Annotated in this window: 25 protein-coding genes and 1 riboswitch; of the genes, 13 read left to right on the top strand and 12 right to left on the bottom strand. The window is 66.7% G+C overall.

Going from position 1 to position 24,262, the window contains the following annotated elements:
• Nucleotides 1–41: 41 nt before the first annotated feature.
• Nucleotides 42–1,751 carry a GMC oxidoreductase gene (locus ACFXHA_RS41160; protein ID WP_379366133.1) on the bottom strand — a complete coding sequence of 570 codons (1,710 nt, stop codon included), beginning with the start codon at nucleotides 1,749–1,751 and terminating at the stop codon, nucleotides 42–44.
• A gap of 84 nt (nucleotides 1,752–1,835) precedes the next feature.
• Here ACFXHA_RS41160 and ACFXHA_RS41155 point away from each other — a divergent pair, with 84 nt between their 5' ends.
• The 11 genes from ACFXHA_RS41155 (at nucleotide 1,836) to ACFXHA_RS41105 (ending at nucleotide 12,500) form a co-directional block, all read left to right on the top strand.
• On the top strand, nucleotides 1,836–2,492 hold the full coding sequence (locus ACFXHA_RS41155) for a CDP-alcohol phosphatidyltransferase family protein (RefSeq protein ID WP_379366131.1): 657 nt from the start codon (nucleotides 1,836–1,838) through the stop codon (nucleotides 2,490–2,492).
• 73 nt (nucleotides 2,493–2,565) lie between these two features.
• The gene (gene gcvH / locus ACFXHA_RS41150; protein WP_379366129.1) at nucleotides 2,566–2,964 is read left to right on the top strand and encodes a glycine cleavage system protein GcvH; all 399 of its coding nucleotides are present in this window, start codon (nucleotides 2,566–2,568) and stop codon (nucleotides 2,962–2,964) included.
• A gap of 185 nt (nucleotides 2,965–3,149) precedes the next feature.
• A complete protein-coding gene (gene garA / locus ACFXHA_RS41145; RefSeq protein ID WP_379366127.1) occupies nucleotides 3,150–3,617 on the top strand; it encodes a glycogen accumulation regulator GarA in 468 nt (155 codons plus the stop codon).
• 44 nt (nucleotides 3,618–3,661) lie between these two features.
• Nucleotides 3,662–4,432: a MerR family transcriptional regulator gene (locus ACFXHA_RS41140; RefSeq protein ID WP_379366125.1), complete on the top strand. Its 771-nt coding sequence runs from the start codon at nucleotides 3,662–3,664 to the stop codon at nucleotides 4,430–4,432.
• Nucleotides 4,433–4,500: 68 nt separating this feature from the next.
• Nucleotides 4,501–4,974 (top strand): bifunctional nuclease family protein, encoded by a 474-nt coding sequence (locus tag ACFXHA_RS41135; protein ID WP_120735710.1) that lies wholly within the window; start codon nucleotides 4,501–4,503, stop codon nucleotides 4,972–4,974.
• A gap of 220 nt (nucleotides 4,975–5,194) precedes the next feature.
• Nucleotides 5,195–5,761, top strand: a complete 567-nt coding sequence (locus tag ACFXHA_RS41130; RefSeq protein WP_379366123.1) for a MerR family transcriptional regulator — start codon at nucleotides 5,195–5,197, stop codon at nucleotides 5,759–5,761.
• Nucleotides 5,762–5,890: 129 nt separating this feature from the next.
• Nucleotides 5,891–5,986: riboswitch (glycine riboswitch) on the top strand.
• Nucleotides 5,987–6,146: 160 nt separating this feature from the next.
• Complete coding sequence (gene gcvP / locus ACFXHA_RS41125) at nucleotides 6,147–8,987, top strand: aminomethyl-transferring glycine dehydrogenase (protein ID WP_379366121.1); 2,841 nt, start codon at nucleotides 6,147–6,149, stop codon at nucleotides 8,985–8,987.
• Between the two features lie 129 nt (nucleotides 8,988–9,116).
• The gene (locus tag ACFXHA_RS41120; RefSeq protein ID WP_379366119.1) at nucleotides 9,117–9,797 is read left to right on the top strand and encodes an SDR family oxidoreductase; all 681 of its coding nucleotides are present in this window, start codon (nucleotides 9,117–9,119) and stop codon (nucleotides 9,795–9,797) included.
• 25 nt (nucleotides 9,798–9,822) lie between these two features.
• Complete coding sequence (locus tag ACFXHA_RS41115) at nucleotides 9,823–10,437, top strand: SDR family oxidoreductase (RefSeq protein WP_379366117.1); 615 nt, start codon at nucleotides 9,823–9,825, stop codon at nucleotides 10,435–10,437.
• Nucleotides 10,438–10,534: 97 nt separating this feature from the next.
• Nucleotides 10,535–11,743, top strand: coding sequence for a hypothetical protein (locus tag ACFXHA_RS41110; RefSeq protein WP_379366302.1), 1,209 nt, complete (start codon nucleotides 10,535–10,537; stop codon nucleotides 11,741–11,743).
• The gene (locus ACFXHA_RS41105; RefSeq protein ID WP_379366115.1) at nucleotides 11,736–12,500 is read left to right on the top strand and encodes an alpha-ketoglutarate-dependent dioxygenase AlkB; all 765 of its coding nucleotides are present in this window, start codon (nucleotides 11,736–11,738) and stop codon (nucleotides 12,498–12,500) included. The genes ACFXHA_RS41110 and ACFXHA_RS41105 overlap by 8 nt, the downstream gene beginning before the upstream one ends.
• 42 nt (nucleotides 12,501–12,542) lie before the next feature.
• On the opposite strand, the gene ACFXHA_RS41100 is transcribed toward ACFXHA_RS41105, so the two are convergent.
• The 6 genes from ACFXHA_RS41100 to ACFXHA_RS41075 all read right to left on the bottom strand — a co-directional run bounded on the left by ACFXHA_RS41100 (nucleotide 12,543) and on the right by ACFXHA_RS41075 (nucleotide 16,689).
• The gene (locus ACFXHA_RS41100) at nucleotides 12,543–13,205 is read right to left on the bottom strand and encodes a hypothetical protein (RefSeq protein WP_379366113.1); all 663 of its coding nucleotides are present in this window, start codon (nucleotides 13,203–13,205) and stop codon (nucleotides 12,543–12,545) included.
• A 106-nt stretch (nucleotides 13,206–13,311) separates the two neighbouring features.
• Nucleotides 13,312–13,722, bottom strand: coding sequence for a hypothetical protein (locus tag ACFXHA_RS41095; protein WP_379366111.1), 411 nt, complete (start codon nucleotides 13,720–13,722; stop codon nucleotides 13,312–13,314).
• 102 nt (nucleotides 13,723–13,824) lie between these two features.
• Nucleotides 13,825–15,498, bottom strand: a complete 1,674-nt coding sequence (locus ACFXHA_RS41090; protein WP_379366109.1) for a VWA domain-containing protein — start codon at nucleotides 15,496–15,498, stop codon at nucleotides 13,825–13,827.
• Nucleotides 15,499–15,613: 115 nt separating this feature from the next.
• Nucleotides 15,614–15,880 (bottom strand): WhiB family transcriptional regulator, encoded by a 267-nt coding sequence (locus ACFXHA_RS41085; RefSeq protein ID WP_379366107.1) that lies wholly within the window; start codon nucleotides 15,878–15,880, stop codon nucleotides 15,614–15,616.
• A 66-nt stretch (nucleotides 15,881–15,946) separates the two neighbouring features.
• A complete protein-coding gene (locus ACFXHA_RS41080; protein WP_379366105.1) occupies nucleotides 15,947–16,492 on the bottom strand; it encodes an HNH endonuclease in 546 nt (181 codons plus the stop codon).
• Nucleotides 16,493–16,563: 71 nt separating this feature from the next.
• Nucleotides 16,564–16,689, bottom strand: a complete 126-nt coding sequence (locus ACFXHA_RS41075; RefSeq protein ID WP_379366103.1) for a hypothetical protein — start codon at nucleotides 16,687–16,689, stop codon at nucleotides 16,564–16,566.
• A 251-nt stretch (nucleotides 16,690–16,940) separates the two neighbouring features.
• Between ACFXHA_RS41075 and ACFXHA_RS41070 the strand changes: the two genes are divergently transcribed.
• Nucleotides 16,941–17,906: a LysR family transcriptional regulator gene (locus ACFXHA_RS41070; protein ID WP_379366101.1), complete on the top strand. Its 966-nt coding sequence runs from the start codon at nucleotides 16,941–16,943 to the stop codon at nucleotides 17,904–17,906.
• The gene (locus ACFXHA_RS41065) at nucleotides 17,854–18,666 is read left to right on the top strand and encodes an amidohydrolase family protein (protein ID WP_379366099.1); all 813 of its coding nucleotides are present in this window, start codon (nucleotides 17,854–17,856) and stop codon (nucleotides 18,664–18,666) included. Before ACFXHA_RS41070 ends, ACFXHA_RS41065 begins: the two co-directional genes overlap by 53 nt.
• Here the strand turns inward: ACFXHA_RS41065 and ACFXHA_RS41060 are convergent, their stop codons facing one another.
• From ACFXHA_RS41060 to ACFXHA_RS41040, 5 genes are all read right to left on the bottom strand, one after another.
• Nucleotides 18,667–19,515, bottom strand: coding sequence for a carbohydrate ABC transporter permease (locus ACFXHA_RS41060; protein ID WP_379366097.1), 849 nt, complete (start codon nucleotides 19,513–19,515; stop codon nucleotides 18,667–18,669).
• Nucleotides 19,505–20,383 carry a carbohydrate ABC transporter permease gene (locus tag ACFXHA_RS41055; RefSeq protein ID WP_379366301.1) on the bottom strand — a complete coding sequence of 293 codons (879 nt, stop codon included), beginning with the start codon at nucleotides 20,381–20,383 and terminating at the stop codon, nucleotides 19,505–19,507. Before ACFXHA_RS41055 ends, ACFXHA_RS41060 begins: the two co-directional genes overlap by 11 nt.
• Before the next feature lie 311 nt (nucleotides 20,384–20,694).
• A complete protein-coding gene (locus tag ACFXHA_RS41050) occupies nucleotides 20,695–21,555 on the bottom strand; it encodes a metallophosphoesterase (RefSeq protein WP_379366095.1) in 861 nt (286 codons plus the stop codon).
• On the bottom strand, nucleotides 21,552–22,922 hold the full coding sequence (locus ACFXHA_RS41045; RefSeq protein ID WP_379366093.1) for an ABC transporter substrate-binding protein: 1,371 nt from the start codon (nucleotides 22,920–22,922) through the stop codon (nucleotides 21,552–21,554). Before ACFXHA_RS41045 ends, ACFXHA_RS41050 begins: the two co-directional genes overlap by 4 nt.
• Before the next feature lie 24 nt (nucleotides 22,923–22,946).
• Nucleotides 22,947–24,068 (bottom strand): ABC transporter ATP-binding protein, encoded by a 1,122-nt coding sequence (locus ACFXHA_RS41040; RefSeq protein WP_379366091.1) that lies wholly within the window; start codon nucleotides 24,066–24,068, stop codon nucleotides 22,947–22,949.
• Between the last annotated feature and the right edge of the window lie 194 nt (nucleotides 24,069–24,262).

Here is a 24,262-nt window from a genome sequence, read left to right as displayed (position 1 = left end):
TCGGTTGTCGGGCCTTTGCTTATCGGTGGGCGCGCCTTTGCTCAGTGGTTGGCGGGCAGGGCCGGATCGGTGGGGTAGTCGGTCGGGAAGATGGGCAGCCGCAACGCGCCGGGCGCGAAGTCCGGCACCGCCGCGTGCTTGGGCGCGACCGGGGTGATGCGGCGATAACGCGAGCCCAGCTCCGGACGCGGATCGGCCTCGTTTCGGTTGGGCCAGAACGCCATTGCGCGCTCGGCCTGCGCGGTGATGGTCAGCGACGGGTTCACGCCCAAGTTCGCCGTCACCGCCGAACCGTCGGCGATGTGCAGGCCCGGATGGCCGTACACGCGCTGATACGGGTCCACCACACCGCTTTCCGGGCCCTCGCCGATCACGCAGCCGCCGATGTAGTGCGCGGTGGCCGGGATGTTGAACACGTCCATGGCCAGCATCTGCACATCCCCGTCGACCTTCTCCCCGAAGCGGCGGCCGACATCGTGGGCGAGCGGGATCCAGGTCGGATTCGGTTTACCCGTGCCCTGTTTGGTCTTGAGCTGCCCCCAACGCCGGAACGAGGTCAGCGAGTTGTCCAGCGACTGCATGACCAGCAGGATCACCGACTTCTCGGACGCCCGACGCGCATTGAGACTGCGCGCGAACACCACCGGATGCAGCACCATCGCCAGCAGGAACCGCAGGAACCGGAACGCGCCGCCGTCCACCAGCGGCACCGACAGCGGGAACAGGCCGTTCTGTCCCTTGCCGTAGTGGCACACCTCGACGTGGGTGTTCGGCTCGGGATGGATCGAGGACGTGATGGCGATGCCCTCGGCGAAGTCGTCGCGGGCCTTGCTCACCACGTTCAGGATCGCCTCGGAATTCGAGCGGGTCAGCTCGCCCAGGCGCGGCGAGAGCTGCGGCAGCACACCCTCGTCCTTCATCTTGTGCAGCAGCTTCTGGGTGCCCAGCGCGGCCGCGGCGAACACCACCTGCTCGGCGGTGAACACCTTGCGCCCCTTGCGAACCCAGCGGTCCGAACGGGAGGTCTCGATGGCATAGCCGCCGCCGGTCATGGGCCGCACCTTGTCGGCGGTGGTCAGCGCGAACACGTGCGCGCCCGCCTGCTCGGCCAGGTACAGATAGTTCTTCGGGGTGGTGTTCTTGGCATTGTGCGGGCAGCCGGTGAAGCAGCGCGCGCAATGGATGCAGCCGCTGCGCCTGGGGCCCGCGCCGCCGAAGTACGGGTCGTCGACCTCCTCACCGGGGGCCGCTTCGTTGAAGAACACGCCCACATTGGTGGCGTGGAAGGTGTCGGAGACGCCCAGATCGGCTGCCACCGAACGGATCACGTCGTCGGCCGGGGTCATGCGCGGATTCGGCGCGACCCCGAGCATGCGCTGGGCCTGGTCGTAGTAGGGCGCGAGCTCGGCGCGCCAGTCGGTGATGTGGGCCCACTGCTTGTCGGTGTAGAAGGCCGGCAGCGGCTCGTAGAGGGTATTGCCGTAGATCAGCGACCCGCCGCCCACGCCCGCCGCCGAGAACACCGCGCACTTGCCGAGGATGCTGATGCGCTGCGTACCGGTCAGTCCCAGTCGCGGGGCCCAGATCGCCTTGCGCACATTCCAGTTCGTATTCGGGATGTCCTCGGCGTTCCAGCGCCGGCCGGACTCCAGCACGGCCACCCGGTAACCCTTCTCGCTCAGGCGCAGCGCACTGACGCTCCCCCCGAACCCGGAACCGATAACGACGACGTCATAGTCGAAGTCGGGCATGGTGTTTCCTCTCGCTGCTCAACCACCTTGTGAGAAGGATTGCACAGAACTCTCTCACGCAGTAGCTGGCGTGCCCGGATGGAGATGCGCGAACGATTGGGGTTGGATCGAGTGGTGACAACCGAGCAGAACGCCGAACCGGTCTACAGCGACCGTATCCTCACGGTGCCCAATGTGCTCAGCGTGATCCGTTTGATCGGCGTCCCGGTTTTCCTGTGGCTGCTGCTGGCCGAGAAGGCCGACGGCTGGGCCTTCGCGCTGCTGGTGGTCAGCGGCTTCACCGACTTCCTCGACGGCAAGCTGGCAAGGCTGCTGGATCAGTCGTCCAAACTGGGCGCGATCCTCGACCCGCTGGTCGACCGTCTCTATCTGCTGGCGACCCTGGGCGGCTTCCTGATTCGCGGCATCCTGCCGTGGTGGGTGGTGGTCATCCTGATCGCCCGCGACGCCATCCTGACGCTCACCCTGCGCGTCTACCGCCGCCGCGAGCTACCCCCGCCCGACGTCATCTACCTGGGCAAGGCCGCCACCTTCGCGCTCATGTCCGCGCTGCCCTGGCTGCTGGCCGGGCAGATGGACTGGGCCGCCGCGGGTTTCGGCCGGGCCTTCGGTGGGGCATTCTTGATCTGGGGCACGGCAACCTACGTCTGGACCGGAATCCTCTACCTCGGCAAGGCCATCGCCGTGTCCCGCGCGATCCCACCCGTCGGCCCGAGCGATACCGCCCGTGCCACACCATGATCACTCCCGATAGGGTGTCGGCGACGGATCGACGACGATCCCGAGAGGAACGCCCGTTGAAAGGACACTGCCTGTGACCGCAGTACCCGAGGATTTGCGCTACTCCGAAGAGCACGAGTGGGTGAGTCGAGTGAGTCCGACCCGGGTTCGGGTGGGTATCACCGATTACGCGCAGTCGCAGCTGGGTGACGTCGTGTTCGTGCAGCTGCCCGCGGTGGACGCCGATGTGGCGGGCGGCGACAGCATCGCCGAGATCGAATCCACCAAGAGCGTGTCCGACATCTACGCTCCGCTGGCGGGCAAAGTCGTTGCGGTGAACGATCTTCTGGATGGTGCACCCGAGACGGTCAACTCCGACGCCTACGGTGACGGATGGCTCTTCGAGGTCGAGGCGGAGTCCGCCGAAGCGCTCGACGCCGCACTCGGAAAGCTCCTGGATGCCGCAGGTTATCAAGGAGTTATCGGAGGCTGAAGCAGCCTTCACAGTTCTACCTGCACGGGTACGCCCTGGCAGGGTACGGTCAATGCCAACAGAAGTGCGCGCAGCCGGTGCCCGGATTTTCCGGACCTACCCGAAGCGGGGAGCGGCCGGAGTGCCGCATCGCTGAGGGCATCAACTGCTTGCATGGATTATTCGGTTCGAGGAGGAGAGCAAGGGTGAGCGAGAACAAGGACCCGGGTTACCAGGAAACGGCAGCAGAGACCACTTCGGTGTTCCGCGCCGACTTCCTGAACGAGGTCGACACGTCGCGCCCCGAGCAGACAGGCGAGCAGCCGGTACAGGGAGTGGAGGGGCTGCCAACGGGCGCGGCCCTGCTGGTGGTCAAGCGTGGTCCGAACGCCGGTTCGCGCTTCCTGCTCGACCAGCCGACCACCTCGGCGGGTCGCCACCCCGACAGCGACATCTTCTTGGACGATGTCACCGTCAGCCGTCGCCACGCGGAGTTCCGCCAGGACGACGACACCTTCCAGGTGGTCGATGTGGGCAGCCTCAACGGCACCTACGTCAATCGGGAGCCGGTGGACTCTTCGGAGCTGCAGAACGGCGACGAGGTACAGATCGGCAAGTTCCGCCTCGTCTTCCTGACCGGTCCCAAGTCCGCCGCAAGCGATTCGGCGCTATAGGGCCGAGCGGAATGACTGGCGCAGCGCAGTGGACGCGCGGAGGCATGTCGATCGGCTCCGTGCTGGATCTCCTGCGTCCGGATTTTCCGGATATCACCATCTCCAAGATCCGATTCCTGGAATCGGAGGGTCTGATCAGCCCGGAGCGCACGCCCTCGGGGTACCGCCGCTTTCATGTGGCGGACGTCGAGCGCCTGCGCTTCGTGCTGACCGCGCAACGGGATCAGTACCTGCCCTTGAAGGTGATCAAAGAACAGCTCGAAGCGATCGACAGTGGGGCGGCGACGCTCGGGGTCCGGGAGGCCCGGGCCCGGGCGAACGCCGTGGGAGGGGTCGGGGCCATGCCCGATTCGACAGAGAGCCTCGCCAACGGCGGCGGTCGCCTGCGCAGGCTGAACGCCGTGCCCGGTGAGGTGTCGCCCGAGGAGCTCCGGTTCGATCACGAAATCCGGATCACCCGGGCGGATCTGCTCGACCAGGCCGGCATCGACGAGAAGTTTTTGACCGAGCTGATCCGCGCCAATCTCATTACCCCCGGCGCGGCAGGCTATTTCGACGGCGATGCCGTCACGCTGGCGCGCACGGCCAAGGCGCTGAGCGAATTCGGTTTGGAGGCAAGGCATCTGCGTGCCTTCAAGCTGGCCGCCGATCGTGAGGCCGCCATGGTCGCGCAGATCGCCGCCCCGATCGCCAAGAGTCGTGACGCGGATGCCCGCGCGCGTGCCGAGGAGACGGTCCGGGAGTTGGCGGCGCTGTCGCTGACGCTGCACACCTGCCTGGTGAAGACCTCTGTGCGCGCTTCCCTCGGAGGCTGAAATCTTCGCCTAGACTCGGTATTACAGCCGGGGGCTGGCGGCCGGTGTGGGATTTGGGAGGCAGTGCGATGAGCGAAATGCGAGTGATCGGCATCCGTGTCGAACAACCACAGAATCAGCCCGTGCTGTTGCTGCGAGAGGTTTCCGGGGATCGGTATCTACCGATCTGGATCGGACAGGCCGAGGCCACCGCGATCGTGCTGGAGCAGGAGGGCGTGACGCCCATCCGCCCGCTCACCCACGATCTGGTCAAGATCTTGATCAAGGAGCTCGGCCACACCCTCAAGGAAGTGCGGATCGTGGATCTGCAGGAGGGCACCTTCTACGCCGATCTGGTCTTCGAGAACGATCTGCGGATCTCGGCGCGGCCGTCGGATTCGGTGGCGATCGCGCTGCGCGTGGGGTGTCCGATCTATGCCGAGGAGCCGGTGCTCGAGGAGGCCGGGCTGGTCATGCCGGACGAGCGCGAGGACGAGGTCGAGAAGTTCAAGGAGTTTCTCGAATCGGTATCTCCGGATGACTTCAAGGCAACGGACAGCTGACCAACTCCTGACCGGCGGATGATTCGCCGATGATCTCCAAACGAGACAAATCCGTGTCTCTACCTCAGGTTTAGGGTTAAAAACACGCGCCCGTTCATGCTTTGACGGTGCCGATTCTCCGGCCACAATCAGGGGAGTAACCTCGATTGTTAGGCCAACGCTCCAGAGGTCCTCGAGACACGAGCCCAGCCCTGATAGGCAAGCAGTAAGGGAGTAGTCAGTGGGAGATCAACCGCAACCTCAGGATGTGGTGCAGCCAGGGCTGTTCCCCGACGACACGGTTCCCGACGAACTCGTCGGCTACCGCGTGCCCAGCGCTTGCCAGGTGGCCGGTATCACCTACCGCCAGCTCGATTACTGGGCCCGCACCGGACTGGTCGTCCCGTCCATCCGCAGTGCCACCGGCTCCGGCAGCCAGCGCCTCTACTCGTTCAAGGACATCCTCGTCCTCAAGATCGTCAAGCGTCTCCTCGACGCGGGCATCTCGCTGCAGAACATCCGCATCGCGGTGGATCACCTGCGCAGCCGCGGTGTCGAAGACCTCGCCGGGATCACGCTGTTCTCCGACGGTGCGACCGTCTACGAGTGCTCCTCCGCCGAGGAGGTGGTCGATTTACTGCAGGGTGGTCAGGGCGTGTTCGGCATCGCCGTCAGCGGCGCGATGCGCGAATTGACCGGGGCCATCGCCAACTTCCCGGCCGAGCGCGCCGAGGCGGGCAGCACGACCGACCGTCCGGAGGACGAGCTCTCCTTCCGCCGCAAGGCCCGGATGAGCAAGACCGGTTAGACAGCCTTTCCACGATGCGCGTCACCCGTTGGGTGGCGCGCATTTTCGTTGCCGGTCCGAGCCCGCGATGTGAAACGGAGCCCAGGCAACATATCTGTAACGTGCGCACGCTTAAACTAGCGAGTGCGTCGCAGCCGTGCGGGAGAGTTCCGGGGGTAGCCTCGGACGCCGAAGGAGCAGCACCTCCCCGTCAATCTCTCAGGCACAAGGGACCGTGCGGAGTTTCGACGCCTCTGGAAAGTGGTGGCCTCGCGTCGCCCGCCCATGGTGAAAGGGCAACGGCCGCAAGGTCGTGGCCCGAATCTCTCAGGCATCGAGGACAGAGGGGGAGGGCAGACGAAGCATCGGCCGCCGCGCCGATACCCGCCCACCCCCTGGAGCAGACGTGATCTGGACTCGATCCTTCGCCGACCGCCACATCGGCCCCGACAGCGGAGAGACCGGCCGCATTCTGGAGACCGTCGGCGTCGAGTCGCTGGACGAACTCGCCACCAAGGCGGTGCCCGCCAGCATTCTGGACGCGCCCGCGGGCAATGGCCTCGATGCGCTGCCGCCCGCGCTGTCGGAGCACGAGGCGCTCGCCGAGCTTGCGGCGCTGGCGAATTCGAACACCGTGGCCACCTCCATGATCGGGATGGGCTACTACGACACGCACACCCCGCCGGTGCTGCTGCGCAATCTCGTCGAGAACCCGGCCTGGTACACCGCGTACACGCCGTACCAGCCGGAGATCAGCCAGGGACGCCTGGAAGCGCTGCTCAACTTCCAGACCATGGTCGCGGATCTGACCGCGATGGAGGTCGCCAACGCGTCCATGCTGGACGAGGCGACCGCGGCCGCGGAGGCCATGACGCTGCTGCAGCGGGCCAACCGTAAGAGCAAGTCGGTGCGGCTGCTCATCGACACCGATCTGTTCCCGCAGACCCGGACGCTGCTGTACACGCGCGCCGAGCCGATGGGCATCGAGATCGTCGAGGCGAATCTGGCCGACGAGGCGCTGCCCGAGGGGGAGTTCTTCGGTGTGATCGTGCAGCAGCCGGGCGCGTCCGGGCGGATCGTGGACTGGGCTCCGGTCATCGAGGCCGCGCACGCGCGCGGTGCGCTGGTCGCGGTGGGCGCGGATCTGCTTGCGCTGACGTTGATCACGCCGCCCGGTGAGCAGGGCGCGGACGCGTGCTTCGGCACCACGCAGCGTTTCGGTGTGCCGCTGGGCTTCGGTGGCCCGCACGCCGGATATCTCGCGGTGCACTCCGCGCACGCTCGACAGCTGCCGGGCCGACTGGTCGGTGTGTCCGTGGACGCGGACGGCAACCTCGCCTACCGGCTCGCGCTGCAGACCCGTGAACAGCACATTCGCCGGGAGAAGGCGACCTCGAACATCTGTACCGCGCAGGTGCTGCTGGCCATTCTGGCCGCCATGTTCGCCTCCTACCACGGTGCCGACGGGCTGCGGTCGCTGGCGCGTCGCGTGCACGGGCATGCGCAGTGGCTGGCCGCCGGGCTCGGTGACGCGGTGGTGCATCAGAGCTTCTTCGACACCGTGCTGGTGAACGTGCCCGGCGGTGCGGAAGCCATTGTGACCAAGGCGAAGGGGCACGGGATCAACCTGCGGCTCGTCGACGCCGATCATGTCGCCATCGCGTGCGACGAGGTGACCACCGATACCCACGTGGTCGCGGTGCTGGACTGCTTCGGCGCGGAAATCCCGGTCGGGCCCGAAGGTGCGCTGTTCCACGGCAAGCAGCGTCCGCACATCGAGGTCCGCACCTCGGAGTACCTGACCGCGCCCGCGTTCACCAAGTACCGCACCGAAACCGCGATGCTGCGCTACCTGCGCGCGCTCTCGGACAAGGATATTGCGCTGGACCGCAGCATGATTCCGCTCGGCTCCTGCACCATGAAGCTCAACGCGGCCGCGGAGATGGAGTCCATCACCTGGCCCGGCTTCAACCGGGTGCACCCGTACGCGCCGGTCGAGGACGCGCCAGGTCTGATCAAGTTGATCGAGGATCTGGAGGGCTGGCTGTGCGCGGTCACCGGCTACGACCGGGTTTCGTTGCAGCCCAATGCCGGTAGCCAGGGCGAGTACGCGGGCCTGCTGGCGATCCGCCGCTACCACCTGGATCGTGGTGACTCGCACCGGGATACGTGCCTGATCCCCTCCAGCGCGCACGGCACCAACGCGGCCTCGGCCGCCATGGTCGGTATGCGGGTGGAGGTCGTGAAGACCCGTCCCAACGGCGATATCGACCTCGACGACCTGCGCGCCAAGATCGCCGATCACGCCGAGCGGCTGGCCTGCATCATGATCACCTACCCGTCCACGCACGGCGTGTACGAGCACGAGGTGGCCGAGCTGTGCGGGCTGGTGCACGAGGCCGGCGGCCAGGTGTACGTGGACGGCGCGAACCTCAATGCCCTTGTCGGACTGGCCCGTCCGGGCAAGTTCGGTGGCGACGTCAGCCACCTGAACCTGCACAAGACCTTCTGCATCCCGCACGGCGGCGGCGGTCCCGGCGTCGGACCGGTCGCGGTGCGTGAGCACCTGGCGCAGTACCTGCCCGGCGATCCGCTCGACAAGGGTTCGCACGCCGTGTCGGCCGCCAAGTACGGTTCGGCGTCGATCCTCCCGATCACCTGGGCCTACATCCGCATGATGGGTGCCGACGGCCTGCGCCGCGCCACCCTGACGGCCATTGCCTCGGCCAATTACATTGCCCGCAAACTGGACCCGCACTTCCCGGTCCTCTACACCGGCGACAACGGCATGGTCGCGCACGAGTGCATCCTCGATCTGCGTGAGATCACCAAGCAGACCGGCGTCACCGTCGACGATGTGGCAAAGCGCCTGGCCGACTACGGCTTCCACGCCCCGACCATGAGCTTCCCGGTCGCGGGGACGCTCATGGTGGAGCCCACCGAGAGCGAGAACCTCGAAGAGCTGGACGCTTTCATCGAAGCCATGATCGCGATCAAGGGCGAGATCGACCAGGTCGAAGCCGGCGTCTGGCCCGTCGAGGACAACCCGCTGCGCGGCGCCCCGCACACCGCGGAATGCCTTGTCGGCGAGTGGGATCACCCGTACACCCGCGAAAAGGCCGTCTACCCGCAGGGTGTCAAGCACGCCCGCGCCAAGGTGTGGCCGTCGGTCCGTCGCATCGACGGCGCGTACGGTGACCGCAACCTGGTCTGCTCCTGCCCGCCCATGGACGCCTACACCGACTGACGGCGGATCATCCCGAACACATCAGCGCCCCATCGGTTCTCGAACCGGTGGGGCGCTGTGGTCGATTCCGGGCGTCGGTCGGGCGCGGGGGCTCGACGACTCCGCTGTTCGGCGGCAAGATCGATGATCATGAGCGACATCGCGTTGGTCACCGGCGGCAACCGCGGGATCGGCCGGGAAGTATGCAGGCAACTGGTCGAACACGGGTTCACCGTTGTGTTGGGGGCGCGATCGGAGGAAGCGGGGAAAACCGTGGCAGCCGAGGTAGGGGCGCTCCCGCTGCTGCTGGATGTCACCGACGACGCGAGTGTCATGGCCGCGGCAGCCGAAGTGGCCGAGGTGCACGGCCGGCTCGATGTGCTGATCAACAGTGCGGCAATCACATACGACACCTGGCAGCGCGCGGAGACGGCGGACCTGGCCGTGGTGCGCGCGGCCGCGGAAACCAATCTCTACGGTCCGTGGCGGATGGTCCAGGCCTTCTTGCCGTTGTTGCGCAAGAGCTCGCACGCCCGCATCGTGAATGTCTCCAGCGAGGCCGCCTCCCTCACCGGTATGCGCGGCGGCACTCCCGCCTACAACACGACCAAGGTGGCTCTCAACGCGCTGACCCGCATGCTGGCGGCCGAATTGCGCCCCGACCGCATCCTGGTCAACTCGATCTGCCCCGGCTGGGTGGCCACCGATATGGGCGGTCCGGGCGGCCGTCCGGTCGCCGAGGGTGCAGCCGGAATCGTGTGGGCCGCAATGCTCCCCGACTCCGGCCCGACCGGCGGATTCTTCCGCGACGGCCGGCCTTTGCCCTGGTGACAAGTTTCCGCAATCGAGGAGTGTCATGAAGTACCTGGTCATCGGTGGTACCGGCCGCACAGGCCGCCGAGCTGTCGAACTGCTCCGCGACCTCGGGCACGAGGTGCTCATCGGCACCCGCCACCCGCGCGACGATGGGAGTCTCGCGGTCGACCTGGCCGATAGCCTCGACCCCGGTTTGCTGACCGGCATCGACGGCGTCATCGTCTCGGTGGAACCCCCGGCTGATGACGCGGCCGCCGATGCGGTCATGCACGCCGGGCTCCGCAGGCTCGCCGAACAGGCTGCCGCACACAAGGTTCCGATCGTGCTGGTCTCGCAGATCTATATCACCCGCGCCGCCGAACACCCCGACATGGCGGGCATCATCCGCGCCCGTGGAGCCGGTGAACAGGCGCTGCGCGACAGCGGCGCACCGTACGCGATCCTCCGCCCCAGCTGGCTCACCGATGCCCCCGCCACCGGCGTACATCTCGAACAGGGCGACCGCGGCGACGGCCGAGTCAGCCGCGAAACCGTAGCCCGCACAGCGGTCGCCGCCCTGCTCCACCCGGAATCTCACGGCAAAACCTTCGAACTCTACGACGGCCCCACTCCGGCCGACTGGCCCGCCGTCTTCACCGCCCTGACAACTGATTGAACCGCCACGGCTCCAGGTGGGATCGGATAGCCCACCGGCCCGCGATGAGGGCAGGAGGGGTGGGGGATGGGCCGGTTAGGGTGGAGGTGTGAAGTTGATGGGGGAAGCCGGGATCGACGGTGCGAGCAATATCTTGGTGGCGCCGACGGGCTTGTGGGACAACGAGTTGGGCAGGGAGTTCTTCGGGGTCGTTGTGACGCCGGAGGACCTTGCCTCAGGGGCCTTGGAGCTGGTGGGGAAGACCGTCTACCTGTGTGGTGATGTTTCAGCGATCAGTGAGCGGCAGGTGGCGGCGGCTGAGCGGGTGTTCGTGGTCCGCGAGTTCTCGCATGGTCATGGTTCCGGGGGAGACGCACCGTGGCAGGTCATCGATCTCGGTCGGGTTCCGGTTCGCGTGCACGGGGTGGGCGTGTATTACCGGCGATTCTTCGATCTCGGGGACGACCTTTTCGGTCGGATCCGCGCGGAGCATGTGTTCCAATCGCTGACCGAGTCGACCAAGCCGGGGACGGCTCATCGCAGCGGGATCTATTTGACGCCCGTCGCTCGCAGCGGTGACGAACTGCGGTTCCGCTTGCTGCGGTGTTCGACGAATCTGTCGGGTCCGACCGAGAATTTCGGGCCGAGCGATACGGGGATCGTCGAGGCGCTGAATCGTGAGGCCGACAGCGTTTTTCGGGGTCATGCGGTGCTCAATCACGTGCTCGCGCAGATCTATCACAACACGCAGGCGACGGCCGAGCGGAAGCAGGCCAAGGCCAAGATCTCGGCACACGCCGACAAAACCAAGGACATGCCGGTCAACGGGATCATGGCCTTCAGCACGTTCTACGACGGGCTCGACAAGCTCCGGCCGCTGAACGGCGACTGCTTCGATTACGGCGTCAAGAACGTGAGCGGGCTGACCAAACTCCGTTTCCGGCTGAAGGATTCGGTGGCAGACCGCGAGGGTCTCCCGGCCCAGTTCGAGTTGACCCTCTATCCGGGCTCGGTGTTCTTCATGCCGTTGTCCACCAACCGGCTGTACACGCACGAGATCCGGCCCTCGATGCTGGATGCCGAGTTGCTGCCGACCCGTTTGGGATACGTGGTGCGCTGCTCGAATACCGAAGCCGTGCACAAGGACGGCCGGACGTTCCTCTCGCGGGCAGGCGGATTGGTGGAACTGGGGCCGCCCACGCAGGAGGGCATGGACGAGTTGCGCGGGCTGTACGCCGAGGAGAACCGGAGCTCGTCCTTCATCGACTACGGGGACCGATTTCCGTTCAGCATGAACGCGGGAGACTATGTTGCCCCGCATGCCTGAGCTCTCGGAGGAGATCGTCTCGTATGACCTGCCGGGCGAGGAAGACCTCTTCGCTGAGCTGTACGCATCGGTGGTCTGGGAAGACCTGGGAAAAGGCCGAAAAGGCGCCACCCTCACCAAGATCGACGAGGCGGGCAGGGTGCCCCTGGTCCGCACCACCACTCGATACAGCAGCCCGACACAGTGTTTCAGCGCGGTACACGATCGGCTGGCACAGCGGATTCAGGAGCGAGCAGGGGCCTCGGCCGTCTTCAACAACGCTCTCATCGAGACCTACACGAATGCCTACGCCACCATGGGCTTTCACTCCGACCGGGCGCTCGACCTGGCCGACGACTCACTGATCGCCGTCTTCTCCTGCTACCGGCACCGCGATGCCGCCTCGTCGAGGAGGCTGATCGTCGAAGCGAAGGAGTCCGGCCAGAAAGCCGAGATTCCGCTCGGCCACAACGGTTTCGTCGCCTTCTCCGTCGCGTCGAACCGGGGATTCAAACACAAGATCGTCCTGGACGCGCCCGCCGGTTCAGCCGAGAACGAATGGCTGGGCGTGACGTTCCGGACCTCGAAAACATTGCTGCGGTTCAGCGAGGGGCAGGCGTACCTCCCGGACGGCACGCCCCTCACCTCAGCCGACGACGACCAACAACGTGAGTTCTACCAATTACGCCGCCGCGAGAACAACGAAACGGGCTTCGTCTATCCCGCAACGACATACACCGTCAGCAACAGTGACCTGATACCCCCAACTCGAGCATGACTTGTTCGCTGGAGTGCCTATCGCCAGCGCCGGAATGCATGCTCAGCCGATGGTGTCGCCGATCACCAGACCCGGGCCCAGCACGCGTACTACGGCATCCGCTATCGCGGGGCACGGATAACCGCCGCCGCCGTGCTTGTATCCGACCGACACGAACGCCTGCACCCGATGCATCGGGCCGTTGTTCGGATCGCCCAGGGTATTGGCGGCCAGCGGCCGGTGTTGCGGGCGAGCAAGTGCGAAGCATGTCAGCTGGATTCGGCTGTCCTGACTCCGGAAGTGATTCAGCACTTCGGGATTGCTGAAGTCCAACTGGTCGAAGGTGATGGCGAGGTCCTCCTGCCCGTAGGGGGCGCAGGAGAGTGCGGGCGCGATATCCGCAGGGTCGGTTCCGGTCGCCAACACTCGGCCCGCCTCCAAGGACTGCCCCCACGGCGGCGGCTGGTCGTCGTCGTCCCACTCGTGGCGTTCGGTGGCCCGTTCGCCGCCGACGGTCAGGGACCCGTCGCGGACGTTCCATCGGATATCGCCGAGTATCCCGACATAGGGTAGTTCCGCATTGGCAGACAGGTTTCCGGCAACCAGCGTCCAAGGCGCGCACGCCACCCGATAGTGGATCATGCTCGCCGCCAGCTCGGCGAACTCCGCCGCCTCCGGGAGGTATGCCTCATACGGGGCGAGGAATTGGTCCGTCCAGATACCCATTCACCAGACCATGCCAGAGCGCCTGCCACTCGATCCACAGCATTTTGAAAGGTAAGCGCCCCAGCGGTTCTCGGAACCGGTGAGGCGCTTCTCGATGTTTCGGGGTTCAGCTTGTCGCGGGCTTGTAGGCGGCGATGGCCCAGATGACTACTACGTCGAGGGCGATGATGAGCAGGGACCAGGCCGGGTAGTAGGGGATCCAGAGGAAGTTCTCGACGATCGAGAGGGCGGCGAGGATCATGGCGGCGGTGCGGCCCCAGGTGGTGCCCTTGAGGAGGCCGATGGCTACGCAGATTTCGATGGCGCCGAGGATGATGTGAATCCAGCCCCAGCCGGTGGTGTTGAGTTTGTAGATGTAGTCGTAGCCGACTACGAGGAGGTCGTCGGCGGCTACGGCGGAGATGCCCTGCAGGACCGACAGCACGCCGATCACGATCAGCAGGATGCCCGCCGCGATCGTGGTTCCGGCTGCGAAGCCCTGCTTCAGAGTGGGTTCAGGACCAGTACTGTGTGCCATTCGCCGAATATGCCACGGGTTTGCTGACCCATCGGTAAAGCGACGCGCCCGTGTTGCGGTCCGGATCTCGGGCGCGTCGCTCGCATGTGGTCGCCGCCGGCGTCAGGGTGTGGTCAAGGCTTGGGAGACGGCGGTGCCGAACGGGAGGTCGGCGGTGGTGTTCACCTTCGTGTAGGTGCCGCCGGTGCGCTGGCTGAGGGTTTGCAGGGTTTGGGTGCCTTGGCTGCCGATGACGACGACGTCGATACGCACAGGATGCGCCGGATCGTTGGCGGCCGCGATGTCGGCGAGTAACTGGTCGCCGGTGACGGTCGAGTCGTCCTCGGGACCGTCGGTGATGAGCAGGATCGAATTGGTGCGGGCGGTCGCGTAATTGGCGAGCACGTTCTTGTAGGCCGCTTCCAGCGTGGGATAGGTGCGGTCCGGTTTGGAAGGGCTCACGGTGACGGTGGTGAGCGCCTGACTGATGGCGGTGCGCTGGGCGTCGGCCAGCGGCGCGGTCGGGGTGAGCACCTTGTAGGGGTTGTTGCCGTCGAGATTCTTGGAGTACTCCCACACGCCCAGCCCGAAGTCGGGCGGCATCACGCCCATCGTGGACTCCAGTGCCGCAACGGCATTCGCGAGCCGGGTGCCGTAGCCCTCGGACGCGGACATGGAGGAGGAAACGTCGAGCAGCACGGTGGCCTGCACGCCCAGCACCGGGTGGGCGAGGATCCCGGTCACCTTGTCCAGCACGGCTTTCGCGGGGACCGCGGTGACGGCCGGGGGCGCCGCGCCGAAACCGTTGTCGGTGAACAGCTTCGACTGGTCGGGTGCGCGCAGGAAGTCGGCGAACAGGCTGCCGACCAGATTCTGAGTGGGGTCGACCCAGGAACCGGTGAGCTGGGCGGCCGGAAAGTCCGCGACCGGGCCCGCGCCGTCGGGCCGGAAGGCGGTCAGCCCGTTGCGGGCCCGGATCTGCTGCTCGGTGGCGGCGACCGCGTGCACCGGCGCGTTGGGGTCGGTGGCGGCGGCCAGCGCGGTGAGCGCGCCCGCGGCATCCTTGGCCGCCGGGGCGTCCGCGGCCAGCAGGGAGATGGCGGAGATGACCTGACCGGTGGCGACCGCCTTGTCATCGAGTGGATCGGTGCCCGAGACTCCCGAGCCGACCGCGGTGGCGACGGCCAGAGAGGCGTCCCCGGCCGGCATGGCCAGGCGCAGCTTGCCCCACGGTGCGAGGCCGATATCGGCGAGCGAACCCTGTTGTAGCTTCGGCAGATCCGCCCAGTGCACCTTGCCGGTCTCCATCGCGGCGCGCAGTGCGTCGGGTACGGCCAGGGAGATGGGGCTGATGGCGATGGGTGCGGGGGTTCCGGCGATCAGGCCCGGCACTCGCATCTGTTCGACCGACCGCGAGGATTCCGGGATCCAGAGCGCGGGCTGCGGGCCGAGGGCGGGATCCCACGGCTTGTTGGCGGTGAACGCCGCGACCATGGCCGCCGACGGCTGCGCGGCGACCGTCACCTCCGCGCAATGGTCGCGGACGTGCGGTTTGGTGGCGTTGAAACGGTCGGCGGCCGCCTTGACCGGAGTCAGAATGTCCGGATCGACGGTTACATTCAGGGTGGCGGTGCCTTCCACGCACGAGGCGGCGGCGCGGCTGTCACGCTCCTTGGAACGATCCGACAACCAGGCCCAGCCGACGACGGCCAGGGCTAGCACGATCACCGCGGCAATTGCGATAACTGGTCCCTTGCTGACACCTCGTGACCCGCCCGCGGCGCGATGAGTACCCACGATCGACCAGTCTATGTTGACGACCAGGTAGCCACCTGTTCCAGGCGGTTACGCGCAATCCGACCGGCACGAAAACGGCGGCCGTTCCTGGGGAACGGCCGCCGCCCCTTCCGGGTTAATCGCGGATCAGCTTGCCGCGGTCGTACTCGTGCCCGCCCCAGACACCGGACTGGCCGGTACGGGAGGCGAAGGCACCACATTCGCGGCGGATCGGGCAGCCCGTGCAGATGGCACGTGCGTACTCGAAGTCCTGCGAGGGGTACGGGAACCACGCCTCGTGGTTCGGGTCACCCTCGCAGGCCGCGTGCTGCCAGTAGTCCTTCGAGTCGGAGATGGGGAGCAGATCCGCCAGGGTCTGCTCCTGCAGTGCAGTGTTCGTCATCGGATCTCGCTCCTTTCATGTCCGATCACGCGTGATGGATGACTTCTGTTCAATCGATACGGAAGTTCACGAAGCGGCCAGCTCCTTCCAGACCTGACGCTGCGCGCGCTCTCTGTCATTGGGCGCCTTGGGCTCCCACAGCAGGCGCATCCCGGCCTCCTCCGGAGTCCGGTCCGCCTTGGACGTATTGCAGGGACCGCACGCGGCAATGAGGTTGGCCCAGGTATTGGGCCCACCGCGGGAACGCGGGCGGATGTGGTCGACGGTGCGAGCCCAGCCATTGCAGTAACCGCAGCGGTAGCGGTCACGGCGCAGGATCGCGGGCAGGGTGGCGCGGCTGTTGTCGTCGTGCACGAGGATCCGGTGCTCGAGGTAGATGTAGCGCTGCAGCCGGATGGTCTCCGGCAGCACCAGCTCCAGATGCTTCGAGCGGATCGGGAAGTGCGGCTGCCGTTCCGTGACGGTCTCGGCGGCGCCGCTGAGCAGCAGCACCATGGCGCGATCGGCACGGATGGTGGTCAGCGCCTCGTAGGAGGCGTTGAGCAGCAGCACTCCGGCGTGTATCCAGTTGTCGGTGGTTATCTCCGGGTCTTCGGCATGACGGAACAGCATGGGGGTCACCATGTTTCATACTGGGCTGTTTCAACGAACAGAATCGAACAGAGGAAGAAGAAGGGGCGGCTTTACGCGCGGGCCTGGAGACGGCCGATGGACCGGTCATCGCTGCGCAGGCTGCGCTTGCTGAGGCGCACGAGTAGGGTGCGCTGTCCCGTCGAACTCGGGTACTGTTCGGGGACCGTCGGATTCATTGCCGTCTCCTCCTTCCTGCTGGTCACGACCGGGAAACGGTCGGCTGATCTTCGGTGAAACATATGGTGGCACAACGCTGGTGCCGTACGCGACGGGTTTATCGCCCCCGGCTCCGGAGTCCCGCCGGCGTGCGGAGTCGGAGCGCTGGTTGTACAACGAAGGCCATCGAGGATTTGTTCCGGGGTGCGCCGGAATTCATCACCGGTTATTCGCCGTGGCTAGCGTGGCTGTTACCCGGAAGGAGGCGGTCATGGAGTTGCGGCATCTGGTTTCGTTCATCACGCTCGCCGAGGAACTGCACTTCGGGCGGGCGGCGCAGCGGCTGCATCTGACGCAGCCGAGTCTGAGCGCACAGTTGCAGAAGCTGGAGAAATCGATCGGGGTGACGCTGGTCGCACGCAATTCCCATGAGGTGCGGCTCACTCCGGCGGGGCGCGAATTCGAAGTCGCCGCGCGGCAGATCGTGGCGCAGTTGGAGCGGGCGGCCCGCTCCGCGCGCGCCCTGGCAGAGGGGCGGGTGGGGACGGTGAATGTCGGCTACAACCTGCCGGCGAGCCGGCACGTGCTGCCGGACGCGTTGCAGCGCATGGCGCAGCGGTATCCCGATATCGAGGTGTCGATGTGGGAGAAACGGACCGGGCCGCAGCTGACGGCCTTGAGCGAGGGCGCGCTGGATGTGGCCATGGTGTACGGGCATCCGAGCACACCGGAGTTCCGGTATCGGCGGCTGTTGCATCGGGTGCCGCTGGTGGCGGTGGTGGGCAGGCGGCATCGGTGGGCGGATCGGGCGGGGGTGCCGTTCGCGGAACTACAGGGGCAGGAGTGCGTGCTGTTCGCGCGCGAGCAGTGTCCGGCCATGTACGACAACATCTTCCGGGCGGCCGCGGAGACCCGGATCGCGTTGAACGTCACCCAGTACGCCGATGATCCGGGGGCGACCGCGCACATGGTGTCGGTTCGGCCGCTGGTCGGGTTCGCTTCGCTGCCGCGCGCCATCTCGATGGGGATGGGCGGTCCGGGCAGTATCTCGGTTGCGGTGAAAATCGTGGATCCGGTGCCCACACTGGATCTGTACGCGGTGTGGCGCAGCGAGGAGACCAATCCGGCGGTGACCGCGTTCCTGGAATGTCTGGAAGGTCCGGACACCGAAGGAGCAGTCAACTATGACGATCGACGTCTGGGCACAGCATCCGACGGGTCGCTTTCTCGAGCGTGACATCTTCGACTCGCTGCGGCGGTGGACCGGGAATGTCATTCCGAGCGAGGAGATTCCGCTGAAGGCCACGCTGGCCGCGATGGATGCGGGCGGGGTGGATCGGGCGCTGCTGTCGGCGTGGTGTGCGCCGGAGGGGGTGCTGATCTCCAATGACGAAGTGGCACAGTGGGTCGCGCAGGAGCCGGAACGGCTGATCGGGATCGCGTCGGTGGATCTGCGGCGGCCGATGGAGTCGGTGCGGGAGCTGCGCGGCCGGGTCCGCGACGAGGGGTTCAAGGGGCTGCGGGTGCTGCCGTGGCTGTGGGAGGTGCCGCCGACGGACGCGCGGTTCTATCCCTTGTACGCGGCGTGTGTGGATCTGGGGATTCCGTTCTGCACGCAGGTCGGGCACACCGGGCCGTTGCGGCCGTCGGAGCCGGGGCGGCCGATTCCCTACATCGACCGGATCGCGCTGGACTTCCCCGAGTTGACCATCGTGTGCGGGCATATCGGTTACCCCTGGACCCAGGAGATGATCGCGGTCGCGCGCAAGCACCCGAACGTCGTCATCGACACCTCCGCGTACACGACCAAACGGATTCCGGCGGAACTGGTGTCGTACATGAAGACCGGCAGCGGACGCCGGAAGGTGTTGTTCGGCACCAACTATCCGATGATCCTGCCGCAGCACGCCCTCGACGGGCTCGACAAGCTGGGGTTGGACGACGAGACCCGGGAGCTGTATCTGGAGGGCAATGCGCGGCGGGTGTTCGGGCTGTGATCATTTGAGCCCCGAGCGGACGAAGGCATTCACGATGTGGCGCTGCAGCAGCAGGTAGAGCACCAGTACCGGCAGGCACGCCAGGCCCGCCACCGCCATCATGGGACCCCACTGATCGCCCTCGGTGCCCATGAAACTGCGGAGGCCCAGCTGCAGGACCGCATTGGAGCGGCGGAGAACCACTGCGGGCCAGAAGTATTCGTTCCACTCGTTGATGAACAGCAGGATGGCGAGCGCCGCCAGCGCCGGACGCAGGTTGGGGACCACGACCGTCCACAGAATCGACCAGGACGAGCGACCGTCGATGCGGGCGGCGGCGATGAGCTCCTTGGGGAAGGCGGCCAGATGCTGGCGCAGTAGCAGGATCGCCAGCGCCGAGCACAGGGTGGGCAGGACGACGCCGACCAGGGTGTCCAGCAGACCGAGGCGGGTCAGCAGGATGTAGTTGGGCAGCATGGTGACCTGGAACGGGACCAGCCAGGTACCGACGAACGCCAGATACAGCAGGCGTTGCAACGGGAACGTATAGACGGCGAAGGCGTAGGCGGCGAGCAATGCGATGAGCAACTGGCCGACCGCCGAGAGTGCCGCGACCACAAAGGTATTGGCGATCAGGCTGGTGATGTTCACCTCGTGCGCGGCGTCGGAGAAGTTGCGCAGCGACAGCGGCCAGGGGATGGGGGAGAGCGAGGCGACGTCCTCGGGGCGGCGCAGCGCGGTCGCGAAGAGCCAGTAGATCGGGAAGACGCAGACGAGCGCGGTGGCGGTGAGCAGTATCCGGCCGGCCACGTCACCGACGCGGTCACGCAGCGGTGCGCTCGGCCGCGCGGCCGGGGCATCAGTCGTCATGGAAGGCAACCTTTTCCGAGATCCAGACCAGCAGGGCGGCCACCGAGCCGAAGCCGACGAACAGCAGAATGCCCGCGGCGGCGCTGAGCCCGGCGTCGAAGGTGTGGAAGCCGTACTCCCACAACAGGTAGTAGATGTTCGTGGTGGACTGCGCGGGACCGCCCTGGGTCATGGTGTCGATGAGCGGGAAGGTGAGGGTGGGGGAGAGCAGGACGGTGGTCAGCACCAGGAACAGCAGTGTGGGGGAGAGCAGCGGCAGCGTGATCCAGCGGCGGATCTGCCCTGGAGTCGCGCCGTCCACCCGGGCCGCTTCGTCGTAATCGCCGCTGATGCCGGCCAATCCGGCCCACACCACCAGCGTCGCGAAACCCAGCAACTGCCAGCCGGTGATGGTGATGATCACCGCGTGGGCGGTGTTCGCGTCATAGACCCAGTTGCGATCCGATCCCAGCATGCGGTCCACGAATCCGGTGCGCGGGTGTAGCAGCCAGCGCCACACCGCGGCTGCGGCGACCGGCGCGATGAGGAACGGCGCGAAAATCAGTGCGTGATAGAGGGTTCGGGCACGCGGACCAACCCGGCGGCTGGCCATGGCGATGAGCACCGGCAGCACGACCGTGAATGGCAGTAGCCCGACGATGAGCACGCCGGTCCGGCCCAGCGAGGACCAGAACGCCGGAAGATGCACGAGCCGCTCATAATTCGCCCCACCCACCGACCGGATCGGCGAGGTCGGCAGCAGATTCCAGGACAGCGTCGACAGTTGCCCCGCCTGCACCAACGGCTGATACGTCCACACCACCAGCAAGAACAAGGCCGGAGCGAGATACAGGTACGGGACCGCCTTGCGGCCCAGTCGGCGCAGGATGCGACGACCCGATGGGCCCGGTTCCGGAGGGAGCCCGCGCCGCGGGAAGTCTCGCTCGGCGCTGAGCGAACGGCGCGGCACACTCCACCCCGGACCGAGCGAACGGCGCGAGAAGGTCCCCTTCCGGCCCGGCGCGAGGCGGAGTGAATTCGCCGTGCGTCCGGGCCGCTTTCGTGCCGTGGGTTCGGGGGGTTCGTCCGGCCCGGCAACGGTGTTCGTCCTCGCCGAGGTCGGCTCACCCGGAGCCGAATTCGGTTCCTGCCGGACGGGTTCGGGCGGGTCGCTCTGTGCGGTGGCGAGGACGAACATCGTTACCTCTGTTCCGCTGCGAGGGCTTCGAGGCGTTCCTGGACCTCGTTCTCGGATTTGTCGTAGAGACGGGTGGTGGGGGTGGTCTCGACGGCGGTGGCGACGATCGCGGTCTCCAGGACGTCGATGCGGGTGAAACCTGAACCGGCGAGGCCGTGTTGGCGGCCGTTGGGGGCCATGGCGTCGATGCGGTAGGCGAGGGCGGGGCCGACCCAGACCGGGATGCCTGCGCAGGCGGAGGCGGCGGTCATGTGGTTGTGGCCGCACAGGATCATGCGGACGTCGGTGCCGGACAGGACTGCGGCGAGCTCGTCGGCATTGCGGAGCTTGAGGTATTCGGCGGCGGGGATGGCCGAGGGGAGGGGAGGGTGGTGCAGGACCAGGAGGCTGCCGCGGGGTGCGGGTTCGCGCAATCGGTCGGCCAGCCAGGCCAGTTGCTCGGCTTCCAGGTAGCCGTCGTGGCGACCGGGTGTCGTGGAGTCCAGGCCGATGACGCGCAGGCCGTCGACGTCGAGGACCTGGTCGTAGGGTGCGGCGGCGGAATCGGGGGTGCGGCCGAACAATTCGATTCCGAAGGGTTCGCGCTCGTCGTGGTTGCCCATGACGTAGAGCACCGGCGCGCCGAGTTCGGCGGCGACCGGTTCCACGGCGGCACGCAGCCGACGGTATGCCTCGGGGGCGGCGGTGTCGGCCAGGTCGCCGGAGAGGATGAGCGCGTCGATGCGCCGTCCGCCGGTGCGGAGCTTGTCGAGGATGTGCAGCAGTACCGCGTGGGTGTCGACCGCGCCGAGGACGTGTTCGCCCGTCGGCCGCAGGTGGGTGTCGGTGATCTGGACCAGGGTCAGGTCGGTCGCGGAAGTCATGACGCGGGAAGGAGTTTGGCGCCCTCGGCGCGGGCGGCGGCCAGGGTGGACTGCGGATCCTTGCCCTGGAATACGATGGATTCGACGGCGTCCATCATGCCGTCGCGGATCTGCAGATAGTCGTTGCCGGGCAGCGAAACCCAGGGTTCCATGGTGGCCAGCTGTGCGACATTCGGTGCCAGCAGCGGGTTTTCGGCGGCCCAGGAGCCGAGCACGGCCGGGTCGGTCATCATTTCCGAACGCAACGGCAGATAGCCGATGTTCTGGGAGATCTTCACGTAGGACTGCTCACTGGTCAGATATTTGATCAGCTCCCAGGCTGCGCGCTGCTTGGCCGGGTCGCTGGTCAGAATGTGCAGGCCGGCACCGGAATTGGTGGGGACCGCCGGCTTGTCGCCGTAACGGGGCATGGGCGCCGCGCGCAGATCCCATTTGTCCTTGGCGCCGGTCACGAAGGTGCCCTGGATGGCGCTGGTCTCCAGAATCATGCCGACCTCGCCGCGGGCGAAGGCCTCGTAACCCTGCTTCTGGGCGAGCTTGGGCATGGCCCCGGTGGTGACCAGGTCCTGGGCGAGCTTGGTGACCTCGACGGCCGGGGCGTCGGCGTAGGTGAGGCTGCGGCGGTCCTCGGAGATGACGCGGCCGCCGTCGGAGCGGACCAGGGATTGGAAGCACCAGTCCTTCGCGGACTTGGTGAGGCAGTCGATGTAGACGCCGCCCTGGCCGGTCTTGGCGTTGATGGCCTTGGCGTCGTCGGCGACCTGCTGCCAGGTCACCGGCGGCTTCGCCGGGTCGAGTCCGGCGGCGGTGAAAAGGCTGGCGTTGTAATACAGGACGGGGGTGGAGAACACGAACGGGACGCCGTAGGTGTGGCCGTCCCAGTCATCGAGGGTGCGGGCGCGCGGATGGTAGTGGAAGCGGGCGCCGTCGAAGTTCGCCTGCACGGCCTGCTTACCGAACAGCTCGTCGAGAGGTTTGGCCTGCAGTTGATGGATCGTGAAATCCAGGTCGCTGAAACCCAATTGGGCGACATCCGGCGGGTGGCCGGCGACCATCTGGTTCTGGATGCTGGAGATGGTGTCGGTGGCCGGGTTCGGGCTGTTGCCCTGCGGCTTCTGCGCGGTGACCTTGATATTCGGGAACTTCTTGCCGAAACCGTCGATCAAGGCGTTGAACGTGTCGGTCCAAGCGCCCGCGAGACCGTAGTTGTAGGACTCGAAGACGATCGAAACCTTCTGATCGGGACCCAATTCCGGGACCTGGCCGGTGGTGGCGGGACTGTCGGTGACGGTGCCGCCGAGACCACAACTGGACAGGGCCAGGGCGGCGGCGAACACCAGGCCCAGCCGGGGCACGGTGCGTTTCACAGGGATTCTCCTCGGGACGGGGTATCAGGCGACGGACACGGCCGCGTCGTCGCGCGACTCGGAGGTGGTTTCGGGCTCCTGCCAGACGAGGCGGCGGCCCGAGTCGGGGTCGAACAGGTGAATATCGGTGGGGGCGACCCGAAGTCGAAGATCGTCACCGGCCGAGATACCGGTGGGGCGGGCGGCGCGGACACAGAATCCGGACGTGTCCAGGTGGATGAGTTCCTCGCTGCCGAGGTTCTCGACCATGGTCACGCGGCCGCGCACGGCTTCGGCCTGGGCGTCGATGCGCAGGCGCTCAGGGCGAATCCCGGCGAGAACGGTGGTGCCGGAATGGGATTCGGCGTCGATGCCGAGCGGCACATCGATGCCGTCGGCTCGCACTCGCAGGCCACCGTGGTGCGAAACGACATCGGCCGGAAACAGATTCATCGGCGGAGCGCCCAGGAAGCCCGCGACGAAGGCCGTACTGGGCCGGTCGTAGAGGTCCTCGGGGGTGCCGACCTGCTCGATGCGGCCCGCGTTGAGCAGTGCGATGCGGGTCGCCATGGTCATGGCCTCGACCTGGTCGTGGGTCACGTACAGGAAGGTGGCGCCCAGGCGGCGGTGCAGGGCGATGAGTTCGGCGCGGGTGGCGCTGCGCAGCTTGGCGTCCAGGTTCGACAGCGGCTCGTCCATCAGGAACGCGCCCGGATCGCGAACCATGGCGCGCGCCAACGCGACTCGCTGCCGCTGCCCGCCCGACAGCGCGGCCGGGCGACGATCGAGCAGCTCCGAGAGCTCCAGCGTGGCCGCGACCTCGGCGACCCGCGCCGCGATCTCCGCGCGCCGCTGCCGCCTGCTGCGCAGTGGAAAGCCGATGTTCTTCGCGACCGTCAGATGCGGGTACAGCGCGTAGCTCTGGAAGACCATGGCCAGGTTCCGCTGCTGTGGCGCGGTCTCGGTGATATCGGTGCCGTCCAACAGGATTCGGCCGTCCGTGGGTTCCTCCAGGCCCGCGATCATGCGCAGCAGGGTGGATTTGCCGCAGCCGCTCGGGCCGAGCAGGACCAGGAATTCGCCATCGGCGATGTCGAGGCTCACCTCGCGCACCGCATGGTCGGGGCCGAATCGTTTCGACACCGCGTCGATCTGCAGCCGGGCCACTGCTCTCCTTCCGCCGGACTGAGCTCAGTCTCGGTGGGGGAGCGGGGTCGGTGGCGTGGCGATCGGCAATGCCTATCGCACGAATCGAGAACCGGGCATGGCCGCGCTCACGGCCGGGGTGTCGGACACGGTGATCGCGACGCCCGGCGATCGGCGGGCGATCTCCCCACCCACGCAGAGAGAATCAGGCAGAA

Source organism: Nocardia sp. NPDC059240 (assembly GCF_042753865.1).
GTDB lineage: Bacteria > Actinomycetota > Actinomycetes > Mycobacteriales > Mycobacteriaceae > Nocardia.
Note: the sequence above shows the minus strand (reverse complement) of the source record. Positions and strands in the feature narration are given on the sequence as shown.

What these genes read in the sequence shown, in the direction of transcription:
- ACFXHA_RS41160 (WP_379366133.1), bottom strand. Translation starts at nt 1,751, where the DNA reads ATGCCCGACTTCGACTATGACGTCGTCGTTATCGGTTCCGGGTTCGGG.
- ACFXHA_RS41155 (WP_379366131.1), top strand. Translation starts at nt 1,836, where the DNA reads ATGCGCGAACGATTGGGGTTGGATCGAGTGGTGACAACCGAGCAGAAC.
- ACFXHA_RS41140 (WP_379366125.1), top strand. Translation starts at nt 3,662, where the DNA reads ATGTCGATCGGCTCCGTGCTGGATCTCCTGCGTCCGGATTTTCCGGAT.
- ACFXHA_RS41135 (WP_120735710.1), top strand. Translation starts at nt 4,501, where the DNA reads ATGAGCGAAATGCGAGTGATCGGCATCCGTGTCGAACAACCACAGAAT.
- ACFXHA_RS41120 (WP_379366119.1), top strand. Translation starts at nt 9,117, where the DNA reads ATGAGCGACATCGCGTTGGTCACCGGCGGCAACCGCGGGATCGGCCGG.
- ACFXHA_RS41115 (WP_379366117.1), top strand. Translation starts at nt 9,823, where the DNA reads ATGAAGTACCTGGTCATCGGTGGTACCGGCCGCACAGGCCGCCGAGCT.
- ACFXHA_RS41110 (WP_379366302.1), top strand. Translation starts at nt 10,535, where the DNA reads ATGGGGGAAGCCGGGATCGACGGTGCGAGCAATATCTTGGTGGCGCCG.
- ACFXHA_RS41105 (WP_379366115.1), top strand. Translation starts at nt 11,736, where the DNA reads ATGCCTGAGCTCTCGGAGGAGATCGTCTCGTATGACCTGCCGGGCGAG.
- ACFXHA_RS41100 (WP_379366113.1), bottom strand. Translation starts at nt 13,205, where the DNA reads ATGGGTATCTGGACGGACCAATTCCTCGCCCCGTATGAGGCATACCTC.
- ACFXHA_RS41095 (WP_379366111.1), bottom strand. Translation starts at nt 13,722, where the DNA reads ATGGCACACAGTACTGGTCCTGAACCCACTCTGAAGCAGGGCTTCGCA.
- ACFXHA_RS41085 (WP_379366107.1), bottom strand. Translation starts at nt 15,880, where the DNA reads ATGACGAACACTGCACTGCAGGAGCAGACCCTGGCGGATCTGCTCCCC.
- ACFXHA_RS41080 (WP_379366105.1), bottom strand. Translation starts at nt 16,492, where the DNA reads ATGCTGTTCCGTCATGCCGAAGACCCGGAGATAACCACCGACAACTGG.
- ACFXHA_RS41075 (WP_379366103.1), bottom strand. Translation starts at nt 16,689, where the DNA reads ATGAATCCGACGGTCCCCGAACAGTACCCGAGTTCGACGGGACAGCGC.
- ACFXHA_RS41070 (WP_379366101.1), top strand. Translation starts at nt 16,941, where the DNA reads ATGGAGTTGCGGCATCTGGTTTCGTTCATCACGCTCGCCGAGGAACTG.
- ACFXHA_RS41065 (WP_379366099.1), top strand. Translation starts at nt 17,854, where the DNA reads ATGACGATCGACGTCTGGGCACAGCATCCGACGGGTCGCTTTCTCGAG.
- ACFXHA_RS41060 (WP_379366097.1), bottom strand. Translation starts at nt 19,515, where the DNA reads ATGACGACTGATGCCCCGGCCGCGCGGCCGAGCGCACCGCTGCGTGAC.
- ACFXHA_RS41050 (WP_379366095.1), bottom strand. Translation starts at nt 21,555, where the DNA reads ATGACTTCCGCGACCGACCTGACCCTGGTCCAGATCACCGACACCCAC.